Origin of the sequence: Streptomyces sp. NPDC048664 (genome assembly GCF_040650555.1) — a bacterium.
GTDB lineage: Bacteria > Actinomycetota > Actinomycetes > Streptomycetales > Streptomycetaceae > Streptomyces.
In genome coordinates this window covers 303,569-328,456 of the sequence record NZ_JBEZHK010000004.1, presented here as the reverse complement: position 1 = coordinate 328,456, position 24,888 = coordinate 303,569, and the positions used below count along the sequence as shown (strand labels likewise).

The window sequence follows — 24,888 nt, the reverse complement described above, 5'->3', positions numbered from 1 at the left end:
CTCCGTCAGGAGGTGAGCACTCCACTGACAACTCCCGCCGAGACTGCCGCGCATCGTTCACGCTGCTCGCTTCCGCACAGAGGTGTCCGGTGCGACGGCATCGTCCGCGCCGTCACCACCGTCTCGGCTGGGGGCTTGGTCGCTCTGTGCGGGCTCGGCGGTGGAACCGTAGAAGCCGCCGAAAGCCTCCACGCCTCGTTTCCCCTCCATCTGGGCGAGCAGCGCCGCCGCTGCCACCCCGCGTGCGAGTTCACTCGCGGTCCGGACGACGCGGTTCTGAGCGCGTCCTGACCGAGGACGGCCATCGCTGAACTGGAGCACGTCGCCGTTCTCGCCCAGGCTGCCGCCGGCGCGCTCGGCTTCACCTCGCAGCCAGTTCTTGGCCTGCTCATGAGAATGCCCCCATTTTCTGAGCTTGTACGCGATATCGGCGGCGCACAGCGGAACAGCGAAATCCAGAAAGAGTTGCAGCTCATCAACGGCGTTCAATGGATCAGGCTGGCGCATGGAAACATCTCCTCGAATGCTGAGAATTGAGACCGGCAACAGGGCTACAGAAGCGGCTGGGTCCCAGGAGAAAGCGAGCAGGAGATGTCCGTCGGGAAGATGCCTTCAGCATCGGGCCACAACGCCTGCCAATACGGCGCGGAGGCCTCCCTGCCGTACACCGCCCGCAGCATCGTGAAGGGCTCCAAGGACTGCACGGGGCGCAGGAGCAGCTGATACCCGTTCGCGAGGAGCCCGTCCAGGACTTCGCCGGCAACCGGGCCGGATGTTCCGGCGAACCGTTCGACGACGGAGTGGAGTACGCGCTGCATCGTCCTGACGTCCAGGCCGGTCATCACGAACTCATGCCCCTGGGATTCGTGCAGGCCAACGGTGTAGCAATAGGCGGCAGAACCCTCATCTGCAAGGACTGCCTGAACGGCAAACCCGTGCTCCGCGATTACGCTCCGAAGTCGGGTAACGTACTCGGTCATGAAATCCGGAGGACATACGGGGCAATTCGCATCCTGGCAAGAATTGGGGGTACGGCCCTCGGGCAGGACATTCGCCGCGACGTCGGGCGTGAAATCCAGGTCGCGGGCGATCAGCTCGGGCGGATCGCTGTCGGCGCGGCACGATTCCAGAGCGGGAAGATCGATAAGCCCCCACCGGCCCTGCGACGGGTCCCCGTTGGAGTAGGACCACCCGTAAGCCTCGCCTGTCGCGCCGTCGACCTCCACGACGTACCACTCGCCCTGGGCGGAGGAGTACCGGAGGCGGACTACCTTGTGCTCATGCGGCTCCAGGACGGTGGCCCACAGGCCCGGGATCTCGGCCAGTACCTCCGGAGCCGGGTAGAAGTCGTGGTCGCGCTCATCACGCCGTAGCTCGGGCGGCCACGTGCTGACCCGAGCGCCCCCCTGTGCGGAGCGCTCGGGTTCCTGCGCGGCGCGGAAGATGGCCTGGTCCACATTCGGGTGGTGGACCGACATCTCTTCACCGTCCCAGCGCACGGTGTACTCCTCCAGGGCATCGGGCAAGGCGCGCAGTTCAGGGACGGTCTCCATCGCCCTGAGGAAGAGGGCGATGAACAGCTCTTCACGTCCCCCGGTGGCATCGGTAGGGACGGTGGTCCGCTTCCAGCGGTGCCCCAGGAAGCGCATGCGGATGTCCATCGTGATCAGTTCTCCAGTGAATCGTGGGATGAGGGCGGCGAGGGCCTGGCCGAGGGCGCGCCTCTGCGCTCAGGCGATCGCGGAGCGGCGGCCCTGCGCCTTCGTGCGCAGCAGGCCATCCGGCTCCGACAGGGGGAATGGGAGGAGTGGATGCGCCCGGATCAGGAGCCGGACGACTGCCGTGCGCGGTACTCGCCGACTACGGCGAGCACCGCGACGCCGAGAAGGCCGGCCCCCTCACCTGCCATCCAGTCGCCGAGTGACGCTCCCGGGCTGCTGCTCAGCCGCTGGATGAGTTCGTGCACGCTGACATGCGGTACACCCTCGGCATCACAGCCAGCCTCGAAGTGCCCGAACTCGGGGACGTAGGCGTGGTAGTGCCCGTCGGTGCTCCAGTGAGGGTCCTGCCAAAGTTCGAACACGGTGTTGGGAGCGTCCTCCTCCATCCGCGCGGCGACTTCCTCGCAGAGCCCCAGCACGGCGTCCTGGGCGCGGTAGACCTGTCCCAGCGTGAGGGCCTCGGCGGGGCCGCGCTCGTACTCGCCGCGGAGTCCGTGTTCCCGCATGAGGTCGAGAAGGGCGACGAGCTCGCCAGCGGGGGCCGAATGAATCCGGAGCTGAAGATCAGCAGACACGATTCTTCCTAGGATCGGGCGCCACTGCTGGCGCGCACGAAGATGAGGTAAGCGCCGCGGGTTGGCAGCGGCAGCGTGAAGCGAAGGGCCTTCGGCCTGCTGGGCTCGTGGCGTGGTCGGCGGTCGAAGGCAGACGTGAGGCTGCTCAGCTCTCGCTTCAGCCCTCACCGACCACAACCGCAACGCCCGACATCCGGCACTCCTGGCCGCGCATGTCGTGGCGATCCAGTCGACCGTTGATCAGATCGACAACCGCACCGCACCCGGCGGCCGGACAGCGGACGGCCATCACCCGGCCCTCGTCATCGAGAAGGGGCAGTTCGGCCGTGAGGGCCACCGCGGTCTGCTCGCCTCTCAGGCGTACAGAGAAGGCCACCGCGCCGCTTGCCTGTACGTCATCGATGCATGACTGGCACAGGGGCCGCCTACGGGCTCTGGCTGTGGCCTCTGGCGTCGGGGCCACAGGCCGGCCGTCGGGGGAGACGCCGGGCGGCAAGCCGGTCTCGGGATCGATCAGGATGCTCGGGGCGGTGTGTCGTTCCAGTTCGTGAAACATCGCCAGGCGGCCGCAACAGGGGCATCTCAGCAGATAGAACAACGTGGGCTCTCACGGTCGTCGGAGTGGTGCGGGCAGGCGCGGACGGCTCCTTGAGGGGAAGGCCGTCTTGCGGTTCGGGGTTTGCGGGGCATATCCAGCCGGTGACCTCGGTCGAGTTGTCTTCCTCGACGAGCCGGCGGCCTGCTGGTCGGGGGCTTCCCAGCCGGTTCTTCGGTTCCCGACCTCGCGAGCATCACAATACACAATGAAACTGGAATACGCAACACCCGAGTTGCTTCCCAACCCCGTGCAAGACGCGGCGAGTTTCCTGACGCCAGCAACCACGGGACGGGGCCCGTACGACTCTGCCCCCGGTGAACTCATCGCCACAGGCGTCACACCCGCCTCGTCCTCGTCACATAGCCCACTCCTCTGTCCCGCGCGGCCTGTAGGGCATCAGGGCCTCACCGGCCCCGCCCTGATCGGAGGCATGGACGATGGATGAGCAGAACGCCCGCGCGATGATCATGGACGAGATCGTGGTGGGGCTGGCTCAGCAGGACGGAGCCGCCATGCGCGGACGGAGCCGACGTGCTTCTTCGCCTGCGCGCAGCCGGGACAGCCGGCCAGCGTCCACTGAACCGGGGACTGCCGGGCGTACGGGTGGGACGGGGTCTCACCCAGGCAGTGGTCGATCGACCAGACGATCGGCGAGTGGCTGCGGATCAACGGGGGGCGCGGCGGTGGAGCTGGCGGCAGAGCTCCACGGCAACTGGTCCCGGCACAGGCTGGCCCAGGCCGGGTCGGCGAGCCGGCAGGTGCAGGTCCCCACAGAGGTCCTGTTGGTGCTGCTGATGTCCGACGGGGTCTCCGACCAGGTCCCCCAGGAGTTGCTCACCCGGCTGTGCCGCGAACGCGCAGCCGACCTGACGACACACGTCGGCCGCCACCCCCATTGGTCAAGATCGCAGTCCTCGCGGCCGGCGCACTGCGTAGAAACGGTTACGCGACAGGGGGCGCCTCGCTGGTCTTCGAGCCGCCGACGAAGTTGGTGACCAGCGCGCGGATCCGGGAGCGGAGGTCGGTCCATTCTTCACTGGTGTGGTGATCCGTCTCCATCTGTTCGAGCAGCTTCTGGAAGGACAGCAACGCCGCGCGGCCGCGGTGACGGCCCAACGCGGTCCGGGCCTCCTGCAGAAGGGGCTCCCTGCCATCCGCCCCCTCGGCGCGGCGGTGCAGAGCGGTGACGCGGGGAAGGGCGTTGAGGTCGCTCAGAATTCGGACGAGCTGGCGATCCGCCCATATGCCGACCACGGCTTGTCTGCCCCTCCAGACCGCGAACCAGACTCCAACGCTCCACCCCACCAGCATCACAATGCGGACGGCCGGGGTCTCGGCCTGCGGGATCAACCCGCTGCCAAGGAGAATCCCGTATGGCCCCGGCGCAAGCCCGATGACCATGCACCACTGCAGAAGATCGGTCGGGTACCAACGCAGGTGGCCGTCGGCGAGCACCACCATCACGCCGACCACCGCCAGACCGACCAGTAGCAGCCAACCGGCCTCTGCACTCACAGCTGTCATGTCACGCACGTATGGACTGTAGAGGGTGGCATCGGCACCTACTGCTGCCTCCAAGACAGCGGTGGCTATGAGCGTCCCCCTCGACGTCACCCCGGTCGCGGCAGGGCAGGGTGCTGCGGTTCAGGCTTCGCGGATGTCGGCCTCGGGCCGGTCCACTGGTGAGGTCAGGTGCTCTACCAAGGCGAGCAGCATCAGCAGGCAGACGGCTCCGAGGAGGATGACGGTCCATCCCACGGCCCATGGCGCACTGCGGGTGCGGATCACGGTCGGCGTGAGCACCACCATCGCGGCGACCGCGCCGACCGGAAGGGCGAACTGCCGCTTCACGACCGGCTGTCCGGGACCGTGGCGTCGGCCTGGTGCCCGTCGAGGGCGTGGCCGGCCGGGTAGTGAGGGTGATCGCGCCAGAGAGCGGCCATGCGGTTGAGCTCTTGGAGGAGCTGTTCGGCTGTGACGAGGTCGGCGGCGTGCACGGCGGTGGCGAAGTCCTTCTCCAGATTATGGGCGGCGGTCCAGTCGGCTTCGTATTCCTCGCGGCCGTTGGGGTATTGCTCGCGGCGCCGTTCCTCGAGCCGGTCGACGATGAACTGGTAGACGCGTACGCCGGTCTGCTGATCCAAGAGCATGCGGTGAGGTCTTTCGGGCTCGGGACGTCGTGGTCGGGTCGTCGGCTGGGCTATCGCCTGAGCGGTCGTGCGGCGCGGGCGCGCCGTGCGGCGCGGAATGCTTCGGCGGGATCGTCGCAGGCTCCGGGTGCGGGGCGCCATTCGTCGGCGCGCCAGAGGGTGAAGGGATACCAGCGGCCGTCGGGGCCGGGGCGGATCTGGACTCCGGCGGTCGTGTCGGTGAGCGAACCGCCGTCGATGTCGACGGTTCCGAGGCCGACAGCACGGGAGGTGTGGATGGTCTGTCGTGCCCGTTCCAGGTCGTCCGTGGTTGCCGCGGTTGCGGCGAGGGTGGCGTGGGCACCGGCCGGGCCGCCGTGGCGGTAGCCGATCATCATCGCCCGCAGGGTGGCCTCGGGGATGCCGGTGGCGTGCTGGGCGGCCGGGAGACGGTCTGCGCCGTCGGGGCTGGCCAGGATTCGGAGGATGTCGGCCAGCTCGTCGTGGGGCGCGGTGGCGGTGTCGGCCAGGAGAGTCTGGGCGCGGGCGGCGGCGTCGGCGGTCATGCGGGTCATGTCCTGGGCTCGGGGCCCGGGGAGGGGTGGGTCGCTGTAGGTGAGGGGGCTGACGGTGTCGAGGTCGAGGTCTGGCGGGGCTTGTGGGGGGCGGTGGGCGGCCAAGGAGTAGAGCTGGGCGGCGCGCACGGTGCCGTTGGTGTCTGCCGGCAGGGGGCCGGGGTCGGCGCCGTCGACGAGGTCGCGTACGTGGGCGGCGAGGGCGCGGGCGGTCATGCCTCGGGCGCCGAGCAGTGTGGAGGGGGTGGTGGTGAGGCGTTCGGCGACGGCGTGGCCGAGGGCTGCGCTGTGGTCGCACACGCGGTGGGACCGGCCGGTGGGGCAGGAGCAGGAGAAGGTGATGCTGTCGGCCGGCGGGACGATTGAGATGCCTCCGGCGTGGCCGGAGTCGGCGATCGTGGCTGGGATCCGGTTGGCGACGAGGTCGGCGACGGCCTGGGGGTCGCCGGCAAGCCGGGCGGCCAGGGTGTCCCATTGGGCGGCGGTCAGCTCGGGCAGATGGATCGCGGCCTGGTGGGTGGCCTTCTTCGCGGCGACGGGGGCGTTGATCCTGCCTGGCTGGGTGTGGATCTGGGCGACCGCGCCGTTGCGGGCGAGGTTGAGGCCCTTGCCGTAGGAGCCGGAGCCGTCGGTGGCGAGGTGGAAGGCCTGTTTCCACGCGCCGGCCAGGGGCGCGAGGGATCGGGTGGTGCCGGTCATCGGGTTCCCAGGGTGACGAGGGCGGCGAGTTCGGTGTCGTCGAGTTCGGTGAGGGCGCCTTCGCCGGAGGTGAGGACGGCCTCAGTCAGGGCGCGTTTGCGGGCGAGGAGGTCGTTGATGTGGTCCTCGACGGTGCCTTCGGTGATCAGGTGGTGGACCTGGACGGTGCGGTGCTGGCCGATGCGGTGGGCGCGGTCGGTGGCCTGGTCCTCGACGGCGGGGTTCCAGGGTCTGTCGTAGTGGATGACGTGCTCGGCTCGGGTGAGGGTCAGTCCGGTGCCGGCCGCCTTGACGGACAGGATGAACACCGGGGCGGGGTCGGGGTCGTGTTGGAAGGCGTCGACGAGCTCCTGGCGGCGGGCCGGCGGGGTGCCGCCGTGGAGGAAGCGGACGGAGCGGCCGCGGGCGCGCAGGTGGTGTTCGAGGATGCGGCCCATCTGGACGTAGCCGGTGAAGACGAGGGCGGCTTCGCCCCGGTCGGCGAGGGTCGCCGTGAGGTCGTCGAGGGCGGCGAGCTTTCCCGAGCGGCGGGTGAGGTCGGCCGGCTCGGCGTCGTCCAGGGGTTCTTTGAGGTAGAGGGTGGGGGTGTTGCAGATCTGGCGCAGGGCCTGGAGCAGCTGGAGGACCAGGCCGCGGCGTTCGATTCCGCTGCTGGTGGTGATCTTGTGCATGGTGTCGCGGACGATCGCTTCGTACAGCCCCGTCTGCTCGTCGGTGAGGGCGACGATGCGGTGGTGGTGGACCTTGCCGGGCAGTTCGGGGGCGATGCCGGGGTCGGTCTTGCGCCGGCGCAGCATGAACGGGGCGATGAGCCGGGCGAGGCCTGCGGCGGCGGGCGCGCCCGGATCCTTCTCGACGGTGCCGTAGCGGGCGCGGAAGGCGGCGCGGGTGCCGAAGAGGCCGGGGTTGGTCCAGTCGAGGATGGCCCACAGTTCGGTGAGGGTGTTCTCGACCGGGGTGCCGGTGACGGCGAGCCGGGCCCGGGCGGGAACGTCGCGCAGGGCCTTGGCGGTGGCGGAGGCGGGGTTCTTGATGTGCTGGGCCTCGTCGGCGACGACCAGGCCCCACTGGGTGGCGGCGAGGGCGGGGTCGCGGCGCAGGGTGCCGTAGGTGGTGATGACGACCGTGGTGTGGTCGAGCGCATCGGCGTCGAGGGCTCGGGTGGTGCCGTGGTAGCGGACGACGGTGGTGTCGGGGGCGAAGCGGGCGATCTCGCGCTTCCAGTTCGTGATGAGGGAGGCCGGGCAGACCACGAGGGTCGGGCCGGCTGCTTCGCCGGCCGTTTCGGCGCGGTGGAGGTGCAAGGCGATGGTCGTCAGGGTCTTGCCCAGGCCCATGTCGTCGGCGAGGAGCGCGCCGAAGCCTAGGCCGAGGGTGTGCGTGAGCCAGGTCAGGGCCCGCTGCTGGTAGTGGCGCAGGCTCGCTTTCAGGCCGGTCGGCGGTGGCACGGGCCGGGGGGCGTCGGGGGCTTGGCGCAGGGCGTCGACGAGGGGGGCCAGTGTGCCGGCGGGCCGTACGTCGAGGGTTTCGCCGTCGAGGGTGAGGGTGCCGGACAGCGCGGCGGCGAGCGCGTCGAGGGAAGGCAGCAGCGCGAGAGCGCGGTGTCGGGCGCGGCGGGCGGTGGTGGGGTCGATGAGCAGCCAGCGGCCGCGCAGGCGGATAAGCGGCCAGGCGGCGTCGGCGAGGGCGGTCATCTCCTCCTCGGTCAGCGGGTCGCCGTCGAGACTGATGTGCCAGCGGCAGTCCACCAGGCGGTCCAGGGCCAGGAAGCCGCTGCCGGGGGTGAACTCGTCGGCGGTGTTGTGGCTGCCGATGACGGCGGTGGCGGTGAGCGCGCCGAGGAGAGCGGGCGGCCACTGGACGGTGATGCCAGCCGCGGCGAGCGGGGCGGCTGCGTGGTCGTGGAGGCGGGCGAGGTCCTCGGCGGACAGGGTGAGGCGGCGCGGGCGTTCCTGGGCGGCGAGGTCGCCGAGCGGCGGGAAGTGGCGGGCTCCGCGGCGCAGCGCCCGGCGTACGCCGGGGAGCACGGCAGGGGACAGAGCGGGGTCGGTGTGGTGGCCGTCCCAGATGCTGCTCGCTGGCACGGGTTCGTCCTGGTCGTCGGCGGCCAGGTGCAGGACGGCTTGGGCGGTCGGGGTCTGCTCGCTGGTCTCGGGTTCCTTGATGCGCAGCGTGAGGCGGGGAGCGGGACAGGGGTCGGCGGCGTCCTCGATCGCGTCGGCCCAGGCCCACAGTTCGTGCGTGGGCTCGGACTCGGGGGGTGGGGGGCTGGTGAACGGGCCCGGGCCCAGGAGCGGGGCTGCGCCGGGGGTGCGGACCATCGCGTCCGCGACGGCGTCGAGGAGGGGCCAGAGGGCGTTCTCGGGTGCGACGACGCGCAGGGGCGTGTGGCCGGCGAGGAGACAGTGACCCTCGGGGGCCATTCGGGCGGCGGCCTCGGTGACGGCGGTGCGCAGCGGGTCGGTGATCGGGCCGATGCGCCAGCAGCCGTGGCCGTCGGCGGTCAGGGCGGGGTAGACGCGCTGCTGGGCCACGCACGTCACGGCCAGGCGGAGAGCGGGGCGCCATCCGGTGACGGAGGGGTGCTCGCCTTCTCGGGGGGTGAGGAGGGCGGGCAGGGCGAGGTCAACGGGGACGGCGATTCCCGTCACGGTGGCGCGGCGCGGCATGATGCCGCCGGCGCCGGCGAGAACGAGTTCGCGGGTGACCGGCTGCAGTGGTGGCGGCAGGTGGACGGGAGCGGGCAGGGGTGTGCCGTCGGGCTGGAACAACATCCATGCGGCCCAGGCGGGGTGGCGTGAGGGCAGCAGGGTCAGGGCGGCGCCGTCGGCGAGTGCCTGCTCGAGAACGCGGTGGGCGGCGAACAGGTCGGTCGGGCTGGCGGGGAGGGCGCGCGGCGGCTCCTGGCTGTCTGCCGGCGCGGGCGGCATGGGTAGAGCAGGCGGAGCCGGCGCGGCAGCCGCCGGTTCGTCCGCGGCCGGTGCGTCGTCGTCGGCGTCGAGGGCGGTCTGCACGGCCTTCAGGAGGCGGTCGGCTGCTTCGGCCCGCGCTTGGCGCTTGCTGGGGCCGGTCCCTTCGCCGGTCAGTTTCTGTCCGCGGAGGACGGCGGTGACCGTGGCCGCGAAACCGGTGGGCGTCGGTGTCGGGGGCCGGTAGTCGGGTCGGCTGATGTGGCCGGCCTGGTGGAACTCGTTCAAGGCCGACACGGGGTTGGTGCCCGTCCCTGCTGTGGCGGGTGCTCGGTGCTGGGGGGCGGGTGTGTCCCAGTTCCAGTCGGGTACCGCGCGATCGGCAAGGGGGTCTGGTAGGTCGGCGAGGGCGGCGATGAGGCTGGTCATGGCCTGCTGCCGGGCGCCCTTGCGGGTGCGAGCCTGCTGGACGCTGCCGCTGACGGAGGCGAAGGTGGCTGCGGCGACGAAGAACGGCTGCCCGTCATCTCCCTGTCCCTCCCGTACGGTCGCGGACGGCGTGCGCAGCAGTTGGGCGTGCATGGAGACGATGCTCGGCGCCAGGGCAGGGTTGGCGGCTACGGCGGCGATGGCGGCTTGCCGTACGGGCGCCCAGACTTCTGCAGCGGCTGTCTCGAAGAGCACGGTCCGCAGGGCGGCCACATCGAGGCTGCCGCGGGCGATCCGCCGGGCGGCTTCGACTGCGACCGCGGCGTTGAGAGTGCCTTGGGCGACAGTGCGTTGGAGCGTGCTGCGAAAGGCCTCCGCGTCCATCAGGGCCAAGGACGCGTCCTCGGTCGAGCCTTCGGAGCGCGAGGTTGGAATGTGAGGTCGGGAGGTTCGGGCTGCCAGCGCTGCGGGGCTGATGGGCTGCAGGCGGTCGATGGACAAAGACACTCCCCCAGTAGCCGGACGCCGTCGAGACCACCCCCATTGTGACCTGCGTACGCGTCAGGTCCGTGCCGTACACACGGGCACCCAGCCCGCACGATGTTGCGTATCTTCATTTCAATATGTAGTTTAGTCATGTCGCCGGAACCCGGCCCCTCCTCACTTCACCGGCATCACGCCGGGATTCCCATCTGTGCGCCGGCTACACGGCGCCCGCGCTTGCGAGGATTGTCATGCACCTGGAACCCATGGTCTTCCGCTTCACTGCCAGCGGCCCCAGCGCCGAGAGCGCCTTCGCGAAGCACGCCGCCAAGGACCGGGAACTTCCGGTCGACCCGTTCTCGCGGCGCGCTGACCTGACGAAGGTCGGCCGCGTCACCGTCGTGCACGACCGTTCCGCGCTCGGCCCGGTCCTGGCGGGCTACTTCAACGCCATCTCCGTTCCGTCATCTGTCCCGTACGGCGCTCCCCTCTGCGAGGACGACGCCGACTGGCTGGCCGACCGCCTGATCGAGGACGACGCCCCGTGCGTCCGCTCCGGCGGCGCGGGAGCGCTTCTGCTCGACACCGCCGGGCCGGAGCCGAGCTGGCTCTTCTTCGGCTGGAGCACCCCGCTCGGCTGACCACCTCGCACCCAACCCCCTACCTCCAGCCGTGCCACAACGGTCCGGCTGTCACCGCCAAGGACTCGACCATGCCTGTCCCCACCCTCACCGACACCGACATCCGCGTCCGTACCGCAACTCCGGAAGACGGCGACACCCTCGTCGATCTGATCTCGCTCGTCGACCTCCAGTTGCGGGCCGAGGAGGTGCCCGGCGCCCTGGCCCCCATGCGGCACGCCCTCACCCACAGCGACGACGGACCGCTCTCACACCGCAGGAACCACTTCCTGATCGCCGAGAACAGCGAGGGCGTCCCCGTCGGAGCCATCACGTGCGGCTTCGCCAAGTGGATGTCCGACCCGAACCGCTCGCCTAAGATCCTGCGGCGCAGGATCGTCGAGCGCATCTCCACCGTCCACGGCCTCGCCGTGGTCCCCGCCTATCGAAACCGGGGAATCGCCCGCACGCTCCTCCAGCACGCCGAGGAAACGTTCCGGGACGCCGGATACACGGTCCTGACTCTGCGCCACGACCGAAGCCTTACGAAGTTCTACGGGCGGCTCGGCTACATCAGCCACAACCGCCTGTCACTGAAGTTGCCCACGGGAGAACTGCTCAGCATTGCGGACCGGGGGTGGAAGCACGCATTCAAGGTCCTCTCCCCTACCGCCTCCATCACCACGGTCCAGGGAATGCCTACCATCACCGGCGCGCTGTCCAACTGACATCCCACCAGCCGCGCTCCGGTGCCCATGCGGCACCCGCCGGGTGCCCCTGGTTCCAATGCCTGGCAACGGCACTGAACCACAGGGGCACCCGCCAAAGCCCCTGGTGAAGACCGGCGGCTGCTCCCCACCCGTTCGGTCACTGCGATTCGTCGTCTCCGCATTCCACGGCGGGGGGCTCCTGCCAAGTCAGGGTCTCCAGAGGCGACTGCAGGCGCCGAGGCGGGCCGGGCAGAGGCTTCATCACGGCGGAGGCCTCGTCGCTGAAGTAAACGACGGGCTTGCCGGGCGTACCGACGGGCCCGGGTCCTGCTGTGCGTGAAGTCTTGGTGGTCATCTGGTCCCCCTGGTTCGTCACGGGCCGTGCCCGACTGAAGGCCGGCACCCAGGCCGACTGCGAAAGCGTACCCATTGTCCGAACTGTTGCCCGAGAAGATCTCTCCGGCGGTCGTTTCACCAGGTCATGCCTCCTTCTCTCCGTAACGGCAACTCGCCACTCCTGGCATGGTCGCGTGTAGGCACCTCCGCCGCGGACGCGTCGACCAGCTCTCTGGAGTCCAAGCCTCGTCGCTCGCCCGCCGCCTCACGATCGACTCTCGGGAACCACCGGGCCTCGTAGCGGCCGACTCAGCTCGTACACCCATCGGTTCCGCCCGGCCAGCGCCAGGCTGGAGACGGGCTCGGCGACCTTGCTGACGACGTGGGCCATCTCGTCCATGAGCACCATGGTCGGCTTGGGCGCCACCAGGACGACGTCCACAGCCGGTCCTCGCTCACGGACCGCGCGCGCCAGGCGGTGGAGCTCGACCTGGCCGGGGTGGCGGGCCCGGAGCAGTTCCTCGTCCATGAACACGGTCACGCGGCCGTCCGCGGTGTCCGCGAACGGTCCGAACTGCTTCCTGGCGGCCTCCGGACCGAGCTCACGGCACTCGACGGTGTGCAGGGCACGCCTCAGCAAGGCCGCGCACTGGTCGGCGTCGGCGCCGGCGGGCAGTGGTGCCTTACCTCGTCTGATGGGGCCTACGAACGCTTCCAGGGCTGGCGGTTGATCGCTCATCGTGCGGTTGCTCCTTCTTCCGAGCTCGGTGAGTTTCAGGGCTGGCCGAGGTGCTGTTCGTACCAGGCGGTCAGCTGGGCGGGATTCTGCGGGAGGGACCTGACCAGGCGGAGAAGGCCTTCACGGACGGGCCGCACCTCCGTACGGGTCAAGGCGGACAGATCAGTGGTGCGCAGGGCGGCGAAGCCGGCGAGGTGGCGTTCCTCGAAGGTGTGCGCGCCCGGGAGGCTGTCGGCGGCGGCGAGGTAGCGGGCGGCGAACGGGTCGAACGCCGCACGGTGGGCGGCGAGGTGGCGGAGGTAAGCGGGGCTGTCGACCGAAGCGGTGTTGGCGGCTTCGCCGTGGTGGGGAGAGGGGAGCGCGCACCAGTCGCTGATGAGAGCGGTGAGGGTGGCCGGGCGGTCGGGCGGGCTGTCGGAGTGGGGATTAGCTCGCCAGTGGCCGTCGGCTGCTCCCTGGATGGAGCCCGCGCGGTCGTGGAGGCGGCCGAGAACGCTGGCGAGGGTGAAGAACCCCACGACGTAGTCGGCTTCGGCGATGACGGACCGGATGGTGGGCTCGGCCGGCACCACCGCGGGGAGTACGAGGCGCTGCTTGCGGTGTTCACGCTGGAAGGGCAGGCAGACCGCGGCCTCGATCGCGGCGTGCTCGGCAAGCAGGACGGCGGCGCTCTGTGAGGGCGCGGCCTCTCACTCCCATTCCACGCTGTCGTCCTCGTCGGCGAGGTCGCTCGACCCCAGTGCGTCGAGGCTGACGCGATACACCCCGGTGGTGGTGGCGGTCAGGGTCAGGACGCCTTCACGGCCGGGCAGGGGCTGGGTGTGCTGAAGGGTGCCGTCGGTCCTGTCGCGGGTCCAGGCCGGGCAGTTGGTGGGGCGGGTCGCGGCGGCGAGGGCCCAGTCGAGCAGGTGGACGAGCTCTTGCTTGCCAGCGCTGGCGAGGTCGGTACGGGAGGTGTCCGAGGGACGGCTGCAGAAGTGCCGACCGATGCGCTGGAGGGCTTCGTCGGGAAGATCGGCGACGGTCTCGGCGCCGGGCGGGAGGCAGGGGTCGCTTCCGTGAACCGTGCCTTCGGGGTACGTGCGGCAGCTTCCCGCCCAGCCGCCGGCGGCGTACACGCTGGAGTGGGCCGGGTCGGCGAGGACGCGCGTGGCAACGTCGAGAACGTGCTCGGCGGCCTGAACCACGACAGGGTCCGTGCGTAGGCCGGCGATGTGGCAGAGGGCGCGTGCGGCGGGGTGGTCGTCGGTGCCGGAAGGCGCGCGGGCGGGTTCGAGTTCGGTGAGGAGGTCGAGCACGGCTGTGTACGGGTCGGCAGGGCCCGGGGCGGGGATCGGACCGCTGGGCCAGAGGGCCGAAGGGACGGACCGGGAGGTCCACACCGGCAGGACGGTGGGGGTCGCCTCGCAGGCCTCGATCAGGTGAACCTCGCCGCGGTGGCGGGTGGTGAACAGGTGGACGTGACCGCTGATACGAGTGAGGGGGTCGAGGAGCCGGACCCGCCGCAGTGTGGCGCTGAGGTGGCCGGCGATGCCCTCAAGTTCGGCTTCCTGTGCGGCGGTGTACTCGGGCTCGCGGCGGAACTGGGGGATCCAGTGCGGCATCAGGCTGCTCTGGTCCGCGGATCGGCGACCAAGCGCAGCACGCCAGTCGGTCTCGCTGATGTCCGCGAGGAGCACCTTCGTCCCGGGCAGCGTCAGGAGGGTCCCCTGGCGATGGCCAGCCCAACGCAGGCCTGCGACGCCGGTCCCGCCTTCCCGGTAGGCAAAGGCGTCGATCCACCGGTCCAGCTGAGAGGGTGCGATCCGAACCACCAGTTCGTCGGGTCGGGGGGTGAGGCTGCGGATGCCGAACGGGCCGCCGGTGAGGGAGGGGCGGTGGCGGCCGTAGGCGGCGATGAGCGCGTGGAAGATCCGTGCCTCGCCCCGAACCTGTTCAGGCGTGGCCGTTGGGATGAGGTGCTCGAACTCCGTGAGCTCGGCTCGCGCCGTCTCTTCGGATTCTCCCGTGGCCGTCTGGCGCAAGGCCACCGGGGAGATGGCCGTGCCGGTCGGGCGAAAGCCCTGCTGCTGCCGGGGTGTGTTCGAGGTGAGGGTGTAGGTGCGGGTCACGTGCATCTCCCGGGGTGAGGTCCTCTGTCACCTGCTACAGGTGTGTGGAAGGCACGCGGTGTGACAGTTGCGGCGCACGAGTTTCAAGCAGCCTGGACAACGGCATGCACGGTGTCTTCTGCCACTGAACCTGGATCGCTTGTCAGTGATGTTGGACAGCGACACGGCCGTCACTCCCAGGGAGGACATGGCTGGCAGTTCCACATAAGACCCGACGCGGTGATCCACAGTTCTCGCTATGACTTCTTCGCTGAGTCGTCGCCGCCTGCTCGGGCAGGCGTTGGCGACCGTCGGCGGCGCATTCCTGATGGGCCGCCCCGACCCTGCCTACGCCGTCACTGCGGGATCGCTCCTGCCTTCCGTCGGACAGACCGTGACCGTCAACCTGAGAGGCTTTGGCGCCACTCTGGCCACCGACACCCTGCCGCCACCGCACCCCAAGCTGGACTTCGTCGGGGCTATGACCCAGAAGGTTCTGGACGGGGGGACGGACTTCGTACACCTGCAGACGCTCGACTTCGTCGTACGGGCCAATCACCCGCTCTTCGGGGCGGTAACCCTCCGCCTGCCGGATACCGATGCCACACCCCTCAGCACCCTCAAGGCCGACGAGGACGGGCTCGTGGAGACGTGGTTCCAGTCGTTCACGTTCACCACGGACAGGCAGGGCGACATGGAGGGGCCGTTCACCTACGACACCCTCGAGCCGGGACGATGGGAGGCGCGCCTCTCCTCCTACCCGCCGCCCGGGAGCTCAGATCCCGACGGCGCGCCCACCGGCGGCGCCCTCTTCCAGCTACAGGCCCCCATCTCCCTGGGCACGGTGGAGCCGAACGGCGAGAAGACCACCTACGGCCAACTCCAAGGGATGCACATCAACCAGGGACAGGCGTCCTAGCGTCCCGACCGCCGTGTGGTCACCGGGGGCACGCGTCCCCGGAGTCCCGTCACGGTCGAAACACCTCCGTGACTGCGGCTGAGTGCCGGTCCAACTTCGCTGTCAGACGGTCCAAGTCCAGTGTCAGAGGACACACGGCAGGAGAATCCTGTGGCGCTATGCCACCCCCACGGTGGAGCCAGCCCGCTACGATCGGGTCGGCTACTCCAGCCGTGGCGGCCCTTCGCCGGGTCGAGGATCGCAACACTCGCAGTCCGGTGCTCTCGCACCGGCGTCCCGTGATGCCTCAATCCGCTGCGGAAGGAAGACCCTCTTGGGCCTCGACGTGTTCCATCTCGACACCCCGCCCACCGAGCAGGACTGGGTGGAGCTGGGCAGCTACACCCCGGCCGACGACCACTTCGAATGGCGCGACATGCTGACCGAGCAGGACATCGACGCCTCTCACCGCTACCGCGATGATGTCCGCCGGATGCTCCATGCACTTCCCGGCGCGTCCGCGCGTCTGCAGGAGATCGGCGAGCTGCTCCTGATCACCACCGTTCGCGAGGCCATGCGGTTGGCGGTGTGCGTCCTGCGCTTGGAGGAGATCGGCGAGCTGCGCCGTGCTGGTGACGGCCTCGCTTTCACCACCACCAGGGCGTAGCTGTGTCGCGTCGGCGCAGTCTCGACCACGGTCTCGTTCGTCACCGCTCACGCCGTCGGCGCAGCATGCGGAAGGCGTCTGTCCACCGGCGTTGCCGGCGCGGCGGGGGCACGGAGGGCAAGTGCTGCGGGGGCGGAGGGATCGTGGGTGGGGACGCAGGCGGTGGCGGGAAGGCCTGCGCGAGGTTCGCGGACGATGTGGGGGACGGGATCACGGTCCCTTGTGGGGGTGTCTCGGCATCCCGTTGTCCTGTCGGCTGCGGATGCTCGGGCGCGGGAGCCGGTTCTGTCTGAGCTTCGGTGGCGGAGGCTTCGGTCGCGGGGGTCGGGGCGGGCTGCGGAGGGGGCGGGGCGTGCCGCTCGGCGTAGACCTCGCGGGCTCGTCGGTCGCGCCAGCGGTGGCGGCCCTCCTGGGCGGCGTACAGCTCGTCCATGATCTTGTGTGCGTCGGCGGGGTGGAAGGCCACACGGGTGCGGGTGAGGGAAGACAGGGTGATCGGGACCAGGCCCCAGCAGTCTGCGGTCGGAGCCGGCCGGGGTTTGCTGATCCGCCAGTCGTCCCGGGGGTCTTTGTGGGGCGGCCACTTCGGCCAGGCTGTCCAGTCCTGCTCGGGGCGAGCGGGGTGCCGGAAGGAGTGGTAGCCGTAGGGCACCAGCACGAGCTTGCCGTCGAGCCAGTACACGTGTCCGCCGGCGTCGAGAATGGCGAGCTGCTGTTCGGTGGGGGCGACGCGCTGGTGCTCGACGTCACGGCCGCTCAGGCGCACCGTGTGGCTGGGGAGTTGGCCGAACTGGCCGAGGTCTCGGCGCAGGAACCAGACGTGAGCGGCGCCGGCATGATGCTCGCGGACCGCGTGGATGCGTCGGCGTACGGCCTGCATGCCGGGGAGGGTGCCGGGTCGTTCGATGACCACGGTGGTGTCGCCGCACTGCGCGACGACGACCGGTGGCAGCCCGATCGGCTGGCGGGGGTCGTCTCCGGGAGAGGCGAGGGTGCAGCCGGTGACACCGGGCAGGGCGCGGATCTGGTGGCTCAACTGGATGACGACCTGGTCCTCCGCGTCGATCTGCGCCTCCCGGTCGGCCATTCGGCATGGGCCTCCCCCCTGGTGGGCGAAGTGCGGCGTGACCTTCGCTTCGGGCCGGGCTCCCCTGAGGATCAGCGGATCCGCGCAGGCCCTGCACAGGTACCGGCCGCCTGCCAGGCCGATCGGAAGGCCTTCTATCCCCTGAGCGACATGGATCGGCCGCCTCGTCTCGGTGTCCCACGCGCTTGCACCCATACGCTGATCATGACCGGCGTCGGGGTCGTCCGGCCAGGCCTTCTCCCGCCACCCGGGCCGTCCGCACCACCAGGGCCAGCAAGACGGGATACGGCTTACTCCCGAAGGTCGCCGGGCGGGAGACCTCGCTTCACGGCGAAGGTGACCAAGGCGCGCGGCAGGAAGTCCGTACTGTTCCATGCCAATCGGAGGAACGGCGCTGACATCTGCGGATGTTGGATGCCGGACCACAGCCAACCAACGGCTTGGCGGCCGTGCCGCTGATCACGAGAGGGGTTGGCCATGGCTCACTTCTCCCCGTCACGGCGGGCTGCCCGTCCCCCCACGAGCTGGTGAGCTCGGTCAGGTGAAGCACTCGAGGTCCACTCGTCTCGGCGTCTGAACGTGTTCACGTACCGTGGTCGGACCGATGCAGCGGCCCGCGCCCACGCGGTCGCCACCGGGATCAGGACAGGGACCGGCGGAGCATCGCCTAGGGGACCGTGGTCGTACACGGGAGGAAGCGGTGAAGGAGTCCAGGAAGGCCACGGGCAGCGTGACCCGTCCGGTCCTTGACCCGGATGCGGAGCTCTCGGACGCTACTCGGAAGGCTTTGCGGCAGTCCCTGGAGGACCCTCGCCGCTACACGGGCCCCCTGGTCAACCCGCTGTGGGCGGCTGTGCCCCTTCTGGCGCGCGGCGGCGCGGGAGTTGGCGGCTGCCGCCATGGTGTGGCGGTGGACCGGCGGCGTCGAGATCGCGGACCCCTCTACGGACCCCTCGACCCTCGTCGGCGCGCTGGAGCAGAAGCTGCAGAAGGCCGTCGACCTGGGGCACGCGCTGCTGTCCGTTTGGCCGCTGGCCGCCGGCCTTGTGGCCGTGCTCGGCGCCGGCCTGATCGCCGACCGGGCGCTCTACAACAGACAGCTGCGTCGGCTCGCCGCCGTCCAGAAGCACCTGGTGCATCCAAAGGACCTGACCCCCGACGCACGGGAACTCCTGGCCCGGGCCCAACGGGCGATGACGGCCGTGCTCGACTCCAAGGTGCACCGTGAGAAGTGGCTCGATGCCCAGCGCAACGAGGCGGCCTTCCCCCGTCAGGAGTGGACGATCGCCCGAGATCTGCGGGACTACAGCCGAGTGGCACGCAAGGCTCAAAGGATGCCGCAGGCGACGGGCAACGCCACGGTGGCCGAGCTGCTCGCCTCTCGCCGAGCTGTGCTCGCGACGAGCCTGCACGGCATCGAGCGGCGGGTGGCGGCGCTGGAGGCCTACGCGGAGCAGGTCGCGGAGGCCGACGCCCGCTACGCCGAGGTACGGGAGATCGAGAGGCTGGCTGCGGGCAGCGACGAGCTCCTTGACCTGCTGGCCCGCACGACGGCCGAGGACCTGGCGGTCGCCGAGATCGACAGGCTGGCCGACGAGGCCGTCGTCGTCGCCTCGACGTTCACCAAAGCGCTGGAGTCCGCCAAGCAGGCCGCCGTGCCGGTCCTTCCGGTACGGGAAGCGGCCTAGCTCTGCTGTCCGTGAGGTTGGCATCGCGCAGTACAGTCGAACGGCGCCCGCAGCCAGTTCGGATGGCTGCGGGCGCCTCGTCGGGCTGAGGTGTCAGGCGCGGGTGGGTGCGATGTAGCGCCGCACAGCGACCATGAGGCCGAGGGCCAGGGCGAGACCGGCCAGGTGGGAGCCGCCGAGGACGGTCTTGGCGCTGGCGCCGGTGAGGTCATGGTCGTGGGTGAGGATCTGGCCGGTGGCGTAGCAGACGCCCCAGATGATCATCATGGCTGCCGCCAGAATGACGACGCGGGCGCCTACGGGGAGCCACTCCGGGCCCTTGGACGGGCCGATCTTGGTGTTGACGTGGGCGATGTGCGTGGCCAGGGCCTGTTCACGGGTTCCCGCCATCTGTCGGGGCATCCGGCCGCAGGAGCACGTGGGCCGGAACCGGGCGGCCCCGGCGGCGGTGGACGCGTCCTCGTCGATGACGAACTCCGGCACGTGCCGGCCGTCGTCGATGGCGAATCGGGCGAGCATGCTGCTCTCCTGTCAGTTCTGGGTGGCCAGACCGAGAGTGTCGGCGGCGAGTGCCTTGCGGCGCGAGTGCTCGGCGTCCAGTTCCTCGTGCAGCCGGGCGGCCTCCGCCTCGGCGTCGATGTCGGGCTTGCTCACCGGGGGGTGGCCGGCGGGGAGGATGGACTGCTCGTAGGCGTCGGCCAGCAGGTTGTCTCCTTCGCCGCGCTGGAAGGACCCCTTCCTCTGCAGGAGGTCGGCGGCGGCCTTCCACGCGTCGATGGCACGGTGCGCATTGTCCACGGCGACGACGTAGGCGTGATGGCCGTGCAGCCAGCTGCCCTTGCTGTTCGGGTCGGCCAACGCCTCCCACCGGACGTCGACCAAGTGCCGGGCCCGGTCGCGCTCGGCACGGGCCTCTTCTTCGTCAACGAGCGCGGCGCGCAGGTCGTTGTACTGCCCCACCGCGAGGCTCAGCGTCATGAGCCGCCTGGCCTCGGCGTTGAGCCCGGGGGAGGCCAGGTCGCCGCGGGCTTGGAGGACCGCCCTGGCGACAGGGCTGTCGTTGTCCTCCAGGTCGGTGATGCCGTTGAGGCCCTCGACGGTGATCGGAGCAGGCATGTTCTTCTCCTTGGGGCGGCTGCGGGGGTCGATACCCCGAGCCCTGAGGTCGTCGTAGATGGTCTGACGGCTTCCGACGCGGGCTGCCTTGGCGATCGCGACCACGGTGGCGCCCGCCTTCCAGGCCGCGGCGACCAGGTCCGCACGGCGGCCGGGGACGGACCACTCGCGCAGTGCGGCAAGCGCGTCTTCTCGTTCCGTACTCACACAACAATCATGTGTCTAGAAAAGAGACATGTCTAGTTGCTAGACATACATCGGCTGGTGAGGTGCCGGGGGTTACGGCCCAGCCCGAGGCTTCGAGGGCGACGGCGTCGAGCTGCCTCCGCTGTTCGCTAGTCAGGCCAAGGCAACCGGGCACCGAAGTGGTGCGGGGCGAGGGGACCTCGCCTTCTCGCGAGGTGCGGTTCGTGAGGGCGCTCGAGCCGGTGTCGCAGTCCGCGGTGGCCAGGATCTGGTCGTAACGGCGCCGGGAATCGCCTCGCCGTTGAAGGTGGTGGCGGCGTCTATGTGTGGATTACGGCAGGCCGGGGCCGGGTGTCACGCCGGAGCTCGGTGCTTCCGGTCCGTGCTGGAGGAAGAGAGTCGTGGCGGGTGCGGCGAGGTGTGAGAACTGCAGTGAGAAGTGCTGTGGCTGGCCACAGCACCGCGCCGGCGGTGAGGTAGGTGAGGGGCGAAATGCCGGCGTGATGGGCGGCGAGCAGCACGGTGGCGGTCTGCAGAGCGCCGGCGGTCGTCGCGATGTCGCCGTACCAGGCCGTGCGGTGGAGCGCGTGCTCGACCAGGCGCCGCACACCACTGGCGCAGGCGACCATGGCGGGCCCGCCGAAGACGCTGATGGTCAGGGCGGCCGCCCACCGGGAGAAGTCGGTGACGAGGACGGCGAGTGCCGCGCCGCCGATGAGGAGCAGGAGGGTCATGAGGGCAGCCGTGGTGATCCTCAACTGCCCCGGGTGCGGTGGCTGGGGCGGGTCGAGAAGGTAGAGGACGGCGAGCAGCAGGCCGGCGAGAGCGCCGAGGCCGGTCGTCCAGAGCATCGGCAGGGTGGTGGTGAGCGAGAGGGCGCTGGTGATGGCGGCCGCGGTCAGTCCGGCCGCGCGCACGGTGGTGCCGCGGGCGCCCGGCTCGCGGTATTGGGTGGCCGCGCTGGCGGAGGTCGCGGTGGCGACCAGCGTGGGTTGGTGCCGGGGCGCTGTCGCGGTGGGTGCCTCGGCGAAGGCGGCCAGCTCGGCGTGAAGCTGGGTGAGCCGCCTCCGAGTGTCGGCCGCGGTCGGCCGGCGGTCGGGGTCCTTGTCGAGGAGCTCCAGGACCAACTGCTCGAGCTCGCGGGGAACACCGGGGCGCAGGGCGGACAGCGGGGCCGGTGCGTCGTTGAGGTGCTGGTTGAGGACCTGCCAGCCCGTGCCGGTGAAGGGGACGTGGCCGGTCAGCAGCTCGTGGAGGAGGCAACCGAGCGAGTAGAGGTCGCTGGGTGCGCCCAGGCTGGTGTCGCCGCGGGCCTGCTCGGGCGACATGTAGGCGGGGGTGCCGATGGCGACGCCGGTCACGGTCAGGGTGTGGTGGGTGGCCTCGACCAGGCGCGCGATGCCGAAGTCGCACAGCTTCGCGGTGTTGCCGGATGCCTGGTCAAGGAGGATGTTGGACGGCTTGATGTCGCGGTGGACGATGCCGCGGTGGTGGGCGTCCTCCAGGGCCTGACTGATGTGGATCGCCCAGGTCAGGGCCTGGGCGATGGGGAGCGGGCGCCCGGTGAGCGTGTTCAGCGGCCGTCCGACCACGAGGTCCATGGCCAGGAAAAGGATTCGGCGGCCGTCGAGGTGGGCGGCGCCGTGGTCCCGGACGGCGACGACGTTCGGGTGGGACAGGCGCGCGGCGACCTGTGCCTCGCGGCGGAAGGCCGCTTCCTGTACCGGGTCCCCCTCCCCTACCAGGATGATCTTGAGGGCGACGTCGTGGGTCTCGTGGAGGTCCTCAGCGCGCCACACAGTGCCCATGCCTCCGCTGCCGATCGGCTCCTTCAGCCGGTACCGGCCGGCGACCGTCGTGTCGCTCATCAAGTCCTCCAGCCCTGCATGTCCGAGCTCTGGGGCCGGCCGGCTCCAGGCGCCGTGGGCAAGGGCGTGCCCCGGTGCGGCGGAGCATACGAAAACGCCTTGCCGGGGCGGGGTGGAGCGATACTGACGCCGAGGGCCGCGTGTCAGGCCGGGGCTTCCGCATCTACGTCCTGGATGTGGCTCAGATGGAAGGTGCTTACCTCGTCGTCGGTTCCGGTCCAGGCGTACAGGTACGGCGGATCGAGTTCCAGAGAGTGGATGGTGTGGGTGGTGGGTCGGCCTGCGCCGGGTGCGTAGGTGATGGCGGTTTCGAGGGCGTTGTCGAGGGCGTGGGCGAGGCGGCGCAGGGCGGGCGGATCCAGATGCTGGGCGTCGCGGGCGAGGACCTGTTCGGTCGGAGAGAGCCGGGGCACCGGCATGTCACCGGTGGCCGAGAGGAGAACTTCGGCCAGGTCGGCGAGGTCGGGTGCTTCCGGCGCCGGTCCGGCGGTCCGTGGTGCGGGCAGGAGCGGGTGACGGTTGGGGGTGGGGCGCTCGAGCCGGATTGCACCGTCATGCTCTTCGTCGATGGGGGCGTACCCGGCGTCACGGAGGGCGGCGAGCACCGTGACGCCGGGGAGCGGGCTCGTCAGCACGGTCGGGGCTAGCACCCGCAGGCTCAGCGGGGTCAGCCGGTCGCTGGCGGCGATTTCGGCGATCAGGGCGGTTTCCGTGCTGTGCAGGAGGCTGGCCGGGGTGGTGAGGCGGACCCGGCCGTGCGCGTCGGCGGCTTCCCGGACAAGGTCCGTCAGTCGCTCGGGAAGGACTGTGGTGTCGGCGATGCTGCGCAGCGCGTGGAGGAGGTCGTCGGCGGTGTGCCCGGTGTCGAGGGCGCGGCGCAGCGAGGCTGGGGTGATGTGCCAGAGGGATGCGGGGTGGCGTGCGGCGCGGTCGGCCAGCTGGTCCAGGCGGGCGGCCAGTCGGGGCGAGCACACGCCGTCGACGGTGGCGGTCACGTCCGGGTCGGTGTGGAAACGCGCTGTCTCGGCCGGCGGTGGCAGCACCTGCTGGGCGCATGCGGCGAGCTCGGTCTCGTTCAGGGCTGGGTCCGTGTCGTGGTGGCGCAGTGCCGCGCCCAGTGGGCTGAGTGCACCCTGTGCCAGGACGCCGAGGAGTTCGGCTTCGCGCACCAGCGGCGCGAGGGCGGCCTTCTCGTGGTCTCGATCGCGCTTCCCCGAGTACGAGTACTTCTCCGTGCAGGCGCAGAACCGGGCGCGGGGCCGGTACCAGGCGAGCAGGTCGGCGAAGGCGCCGAGGAGATCGTCCGCGGTGTCGAGGGCTTGCTGCGGCCCGAGCGCGGCCGCGCTGTCCAGGAGGGCGGTACGTGTCGCCCGGCATCCCTCGCATTCGACCCGGGAGGCCAGAGCGGGCGTCGGGCCGCCCGGCGCGTCGTCGTCGGTGCCGTAGCGGGTCGCGATCGGTGTGGTCCGGGTCGGGGTGAAGCGCATCATGCGCCAGGCCAGGGCGAGTGTCGCGTACTGCCCGGCCGGGTCGCGCGCTGTCCAGGCGTCGTACGCGGTCGTCGCCAGGATCCGCTGCTGACCGTCGTGCGCGAGGAGACCGGCCGCGTGGGCGCATTCGAGGACGAGGCGGACCGCGGCCGGCGTACAGCCGGAGGCCTTGGTGATCCGGGTCAGTTCGCGGGTGCCGATGCCGCCGTCCTTCAGCAAGGCCGGCGGCTGTTGGACGCACGCGTGCAGGACCGTTGCGGCTTGGGCAAGGAAGGTGACGGCGGCGGCCGAGGCAGCCTCGGTGATCTGCTGGCTGGTGACGGCCGTGAGCAGGGTCTGCGGCGGCCGGGGGTGGAAGGGCGCGGCGGGCTCCGGTCCGCGCAGCGCGATCAGCACCTCGGCTGGCAGCTGGGTCTCCCGCTCCATGAAGAAGCCGGAGGCACCGGGGGAAACGGGCCGGTCCTTCGACGAGAGCAGGGCTCGCTCGGCTGCCCAGTTCTGGCCTTCCTGGCCGGCGGAAGACATGGAGATCGAGCTGTATGTGGTGGAGTTGTACTGGCGCAGATGCTTCAGAAGCTCCTGGGCGGGCGCGGGAGCATGGGTGAGGAGGTCACGCATCCGCTGACCGTCACGATGGTGGGCGAGGAGCATGGTGCGCTGCTCGCTTTCGGAACCTGCGTCGGTGAGAGCCAGCGTGTCGAGGGCCGTGGCCAGGCCTTCGCCGTGCAAGTTCTCCACGACGGTCTCGAAGCCGACAAGCCGGTTGCGCAGGCCCAAGGGCTCCTTCCACAGCTCGCGGAGCGCTTCAGCCATGATCAGGTTGCTCGGCTCGCCGGGAACCGCATCACGAGCCCACACGAGTCCCAGGGCGGACAGCCGGCCGAGGGCCCGCTCAAGGGCGGCCTCACCGTCGTCATTCGGCTTGCCGGGCTCCTGTGGCAGCCCGAGCATGGACGCGAGCAGGGGCCGGGGGCAGGGCGCGGGAAGGGCGGCAAGCGCCTCGGCAACCTCCACGCACGGCAAGGAGAGCAGCTGCGTGGCGGCCCGTTGGACGCTGCCGGGCCGCAGCAGCCGCTCGGCGATCTCGCTCAGCGTCCGCGGGCGCGGCTCGGTGAGCGCATCCCGGCGTTCGGCCAGAAGCTGCTCGAGCCCGTGAGGCCCGAGCGTGCGCAGATGATCGCAGAGTTGGTCAACGGCGGACGGATTGCTGTCGGACAGCATGCAGAACCAAGGCCTCTTCACTCGATGCGGTGTCCGGTCCCCAGCGGCCCGACC

General features: G+C 70.4%; 22 protein-coding genes. 5 read left to right on the top strand and 17 right to left on the bottom strand.

Going from position 1 to position 24,888, the window contains the following annotated elements:
* Nucleotides 1-57: 57 nt before the first annotated feature.
* From AB0C59_RS06960 to AB0C59_RS06920, 9 genes are all read right to left on the bottom strand, one after another.
* Nucleotides 58-507: a hypothetical protein gene (locus tag AB0C59_RS06960; RefSeq protein WP_355272967.1), complete on the bottom strand. Its 450-nt coding sequence runs from the start codon at nucleotides 505-507 to the stop codon at nucleotides 58-60.
* A 44-nt stretch (nucleotides 508-551) separates the two neighbouring features.
* Nucleotides 552-1,661: a DUF4262 domain-containing protein gene (locus tag AB0C59_RS06955; RefSeq protein WP_355272970.1), complete on the bottom strand. Its 1,110-nt coding sequence runs from the start codon at nucleotides 1,659-1,661 to the stop codon at nucleotides 552-554.
* A gap of 161 nt (nucleotides 1,662-1,822) precedes the next feature.
* Complete coding sequence (locus AB0C59_RS06950) at nucleotides 1,823-2,296, bottom strand: hypothetical protein (RefSeq protein ID WP_024126876.1); 474 nt, start codon at nucleotides 2,294-2,296, stop codon at nucleotides 1,823-1,825.
* A 157-nt stretch (nucleotides 2,297-2,453) separates the two neighbouring features.
* Complete coding sequence (locus tag AB0C59_RS06945; RefSeq protein WP_355272974.1) at nucleotides 2,454-2,852, bottom strand: hypothetical protein; 399 nt, start codon at nucleotides 2,850-2,852, stop codon at nucleotides 2,454-2,456.
* Nucleotides 2,853-3,836: 984 nt separating this feature from the next.
* Nucleotides 3,837-4,427 carry a hypothetical protein gene (locus AB0C59_RS06940; protein ID WP_355272977.1) on the bottom strand — a complete coding sequence of 197 codons (591 nt, stop codon included), beginning with the start codon at nucleotides 4,425-4,427 and terminating at the stop codon, nucleotides 3,837-3,839.
* Nucleotides 4,428-4,538: 111 nt separating this feature from the next.
* On the bottom strand, nucleotides 4,539-4,745 hold the full coding sequence (locus AB0C59_RS06935) for a hypothetical protein (protein WP_355272980.1): 207 nt from the start codon (nucleotides 4,743-4,745) through the stop codon (nucleotides 4,539-4,541).
* Nucleotides 4,742-5,044, bottom strand: coding sequence for a hypothetical protein (locus tag AB0C59_RS06930; RefSeq protein WP_024126873.1), 303 nt, complete (start codon nucleotides 5,042-5,044; stop codon nucleotides 4,742-4,744). The genes AB0C59_RS06935 and AB0C59_RS06930 overlap by 4 nt, the downstream gene beginning before the upstream one ends.
* 50 nt (nucleotides 5,045-5,094) lie before the next feature.
* Entirely contained in the window at nucleotides 5,095-6,297 is a 1,203-nt protein-coding gene (locus AB0C59_RS06925) for a hypothetical protein (RefSeq protein ID WP_363001431.1), read from the bottom strand.
* A complete protein-coding gene (locus tag AB0C59_RS06920) occupies nucleotides 6,294-10,019 on the bottom strand; it encodes an SNF2-related protein (RefSeq protein ID WP_355273133.1) in 3,726 nt (1,241 codons plus the stop codon). The genes AB0C59_RS06925 and AB0C59_RS06920 overlap by 4 nt, the downstream gene beginning before the upstream one ends.
* A 350-nt stretch (nucleotides 10,020-10,369) precedes the next feature.
* Here AB0C59_RS06920 and AB0C59_RS06915 point away from each other — a divergent pair, with 350 nt between their 5' ends.
* Both AB0C59_RS06915 and AB0C59_RS06910 read left to right on the top strand, forming a co-directional pair.
* Nucleotides 10,370-10,759, top strand: a complete 390-nt coding sequence (locus AB0C59_RS06915; protein WP_030382682.1) for a hypothetical protein — start codon at nucleotides 10,370-10,372, stop codon at nucleotides 10,757-10,759.
* A 71-nt stretch (nucleotides 10,760-10,830) separates the two neighbouring features.
* Nucleotides 10,831-11,466, top strand: a complete 636-nt coding sequence (locus AB0C59_RS06910; protein WP_355272984.1) for a GNAT family N-acetyltransferase — start codon at nucleotides 10,831-10,833, stop codon at nucleotides 11,464-11,466.
* 583 nt (nucleotides 11,467-12,049) lie between these two features.
* Here AB0C59_RS06910 and AB0C59_RS06905 read toward each other — a convergent pair.
* From AB0C59_RS06905 to AB0C59_RS06895, 3 genes are all read right to left on the bottom strand, one after another.
* On the bottom strand, nucleotides 12,050-12,523 hold the full coding sequence (locus AB0C59_RS06905; RefSeq protein WP_355272987.1) for a hypothetical protein: 474 nt from the start codon (nucleotides 12,521-12,523) through the stop codon (nucleotides 12,050-12,052).
* A gap of 35 nt (nucleotides 12,524-12,558) precedes the next feature.
* Nucleotides 12,559-13,092, bottom strand: a complete 534-nt coding sequence (locus tag AB0C59_RS06900; protein WP_363001429.1) for a hypothetical protein — start codon at nucleotides 13,090-13,092, stop codon at nucleotides 12,559-12,561.
* A 120-nt stretch (nucleotides 13,093-13,212) separates the two neighbouring features.
* Nucleotides 13,213-14,634, bottom strand: a complete 1,422-nt coding sequence (locus AB0C59_RS06895; RefSeq protein ID WP_363001427.1) for a hypothetical protein — start codon at nucleotides 14,632-14,634, stop codon at nucleotides 13,213-13,215.
* 238 nt (nucleotides 14,635-14,872) lie between these two features.
* Between AB0C59_RS06895 and AB0C59_RS06890 the strand changes: the two genes are divergently transcribed.
* Entirely contained in the window at nucleotides 14,873-15,532 is a 660-nt protein-coding gene (locus AB0C59_RS06890) for a hypothetical protein (RefSeq protein ID WP_355272993.1), read from the top strand.
* Nucleotides 15,533-15,845: 313 nt separating this feature from the next.
* Complete coding sequence (locus AB0C59_RS06885) at nucleotides 15,846-16,178, top strand: hypothetical protein (protein WP_355272996.1); 333 nt, start codon at nucleotides 15,846-15,848, stop codon at nucleotides 16,176-16,178.
* A 40-nt stretch (nucleotides 16,179-16,218) separates the two neighbouring features.
* Here the strand turns inward: AB0C59_RS06885 and AB0C59_RS06880 are convergent, their stop codons facing one another.
* Complete coding sequence (locus tag AB0C59_RS06880) at nucleotides 16,219-17,265, bottom strand: hypothetical protein (protein ID WP_355272999.1); 1,047 nt, start codon at nucleotides 17,263-17,265, stop codon at nucleotides 16,219-16,221.
* 899 nt (nucleotides 17,266-18,164) lie between these two features.
* Between AB0C59_RS06880 and AB0C59_RS06875 the strand changes: the two genes are divergently transcribed.
* Nucleotides 18,165-18,953 (top strand): hypothetical protein, encoded by a 789-nt coding sequence (locus tag AB0C59_RS06875; RefSeq protein ID WP_355273002.1) that lies wholly within the window; start codon nucleotides 18,165-18,167, stop codon nucleotides 18,951-18,953.
* Between the two features lie 93 nt (nucleotides 18,954-19,046).
* On the opposite strand, the gene AB0C59_RS06870 is transcribed toward AB0C59_RS06875, so the two are convergent.
* The 4 genes from AB0C59_RS06870 to AB0C59_RS06855 form a co-directional block, all read right to left on the bottom strand.
* Nucleotides 19,047-19,472 carry a hypothetical protein gene (locus AB0C59_RS06870; protein WP_355273005.1) on the bottom strand — a complete coding sequence of 142 codons (426 nt, stop codon included), beginning with the start codon at nucleotides 19,470-19,472 and terminating at the stop codon, nucleotides 19,047-19,049.
* 12 nt (nucleotides 19,473-19,484) lie between these two features.
* Nucleotides 19,485-20,276, bottom strand: a complete 792-nt coding sequence (locus AB0C59_RS06865; RefSeq protein WP_355273008.1) for a hypothetical protein — start codon at nucleotides 20,274-20,276, stop codon at nucleotides 19,485-19,487.
* Between the two features lie 299 nt (nucleotides 20,277-20,575).
* Nucleotides 20,576-22,123 carry a serine/threonine-protein kinase gene (locus AB0C59_RS06860; protein ID WP_355273011.1) on the bottom strand — a complete coding sequence of 516 codons (1,548 nt, stop codon included), beginning with the start codon at nucleotides 22,121-22,123 and terminating at the stop codon, nucleotides 20,576-20,578.
* A 143-nt stretch (nucleotides 22,124-22,266) separates the two neighbouring features.
* Nucleotides 22,267-24,834: a helicase-associated domain-containing protein gene (locus AB0C59_RS06855; RefSeq protein ID WP_355273014.1), complete on the bottom strand. Its 2,568-nt coding sequence runs from the start codon at nucleotides 24,832-24,834 to the stop codon at nucleotides 22,267-22,269.
* Nucleotides 24,835-24,888 lie beyond the last annotated feature (54 nt).

What these genes read in the sequence shown, in the direction of transcription:
- AB0C59_RS06890 (WP_355272993.1), top strand. Translation starts at nt 14,873, where the DNA reads ATGACTTCTTCGCTGAGTCGTCGCCGCCTGCTCGGGCAGGCGTTGGCG.
- AB0C59_RS06860 (WP_355273011.1), bottom strand. Translation starts at nt 22,123, where the DNA reads ATGAGCGACACGACGGTCGCCGGCCGGTACCGGCTGAAGGAGCCGATC.
- AB0C59_RS06930 (WP_024126873.1), bottom strand. Translation starts at nt 5,044, where the DNA reads ATGCTCTTGGATCAGCAGACCGGCGTACGCGTCTACCAGTTCATCGTC.
- AB0C59_RS06910 (WP_355272984.1), top strand. Translation starts at nt 10,831, where the DNA reads ATGCCTGTCCCCACCCTCACCGACACCGACATCCGCGTCCGTACCGCA.
- AB0C59_RS06915 (WP_030382682.1), top strand. Translation starts at nt 10,370, where the DNA reads ATGCACCTGGAACCCATGGTCTTCCGCTTCACTGCCAGCGGCCCCAGC.
- AB0C59_RS06870 (WP_355273005.1), bottom strand. Translation starts at nt 19,472, where the DNA reads ATGCTCGCCCGATTCGCCATCGACGACGGCCGGCACGTGCCGGAGTTC.
- AB0C59_RS06905 (WP_355272987.1), bottom strand. Translation starts at nt 12,523, where the DNA reads ATGAGCGATCAACCGCCAGCCCTGGAAGCGTTCGTAGGCCCCATCAGA.
- AB0C59_RS06960 (WP_355272967.1), bottom strand. Translation starts at nt 507, where the DNA reads ATGCGCCAGCCTGATCCATTGAACGCCGTTGATGAGCTGCAACTCTTT.
- AB0C59_RS06880 (WP_355272999.1), bottom strand. Translation starts at nt 17,265, where the DNA reads ATGGCCGACCGGGAGGCGCAGATCGACGCGGAGGACCAGGTCGTCATC.
- AB0C59_RS06925 (WP_363001431.1), bottom strand. Translation starts at nt 6,297, where the DNA reads ATGACCGGCACCACCCGATCCCTCGCGCCCCTGGCCGGCGCGTGGAAA.
- AB0C59_RS06945 (WP_355272974.1), bottom strand. Translation starts at nt 2,852, where the DNA reads ATGTTTCACGAACTGGAACGACACACCGCCCCGAGCATCCTGATCGAT.
- AB0C59_RS06920 (WP_355273133.1), bottom strand. Translation starts at nt 10,019, where the DNA reads ATGGACGCGGAGGCCTTTCGCAGCACGCTCCAACGCACTGTCGCCCAA.
- AB0C59_RS06855 (WP_355273014.1), bottom strand. Translation starts at nt 24,834, where the DNA reads ATGCTGTCCGACAGCAATCCGTCCGCCGTTGACCAACTCTGCGATCAT.
- AB0C59_RS06875 (WP_355273002.1), top strand. Translation starts at nt 18,165, where the DNA reads ATGGTGTGGCGGTGGACCGGCGGCGTCGAGATCGCGGACCCCTCTACG.
- AB0C59_RS06955 (WP_355272970.1), bottom strand. Translation starts at nt 1,661, where the DNA reads ATGGACATCCGCATGCGCTTCCTGGGGCACCGCTGGAAGCGGACCACC.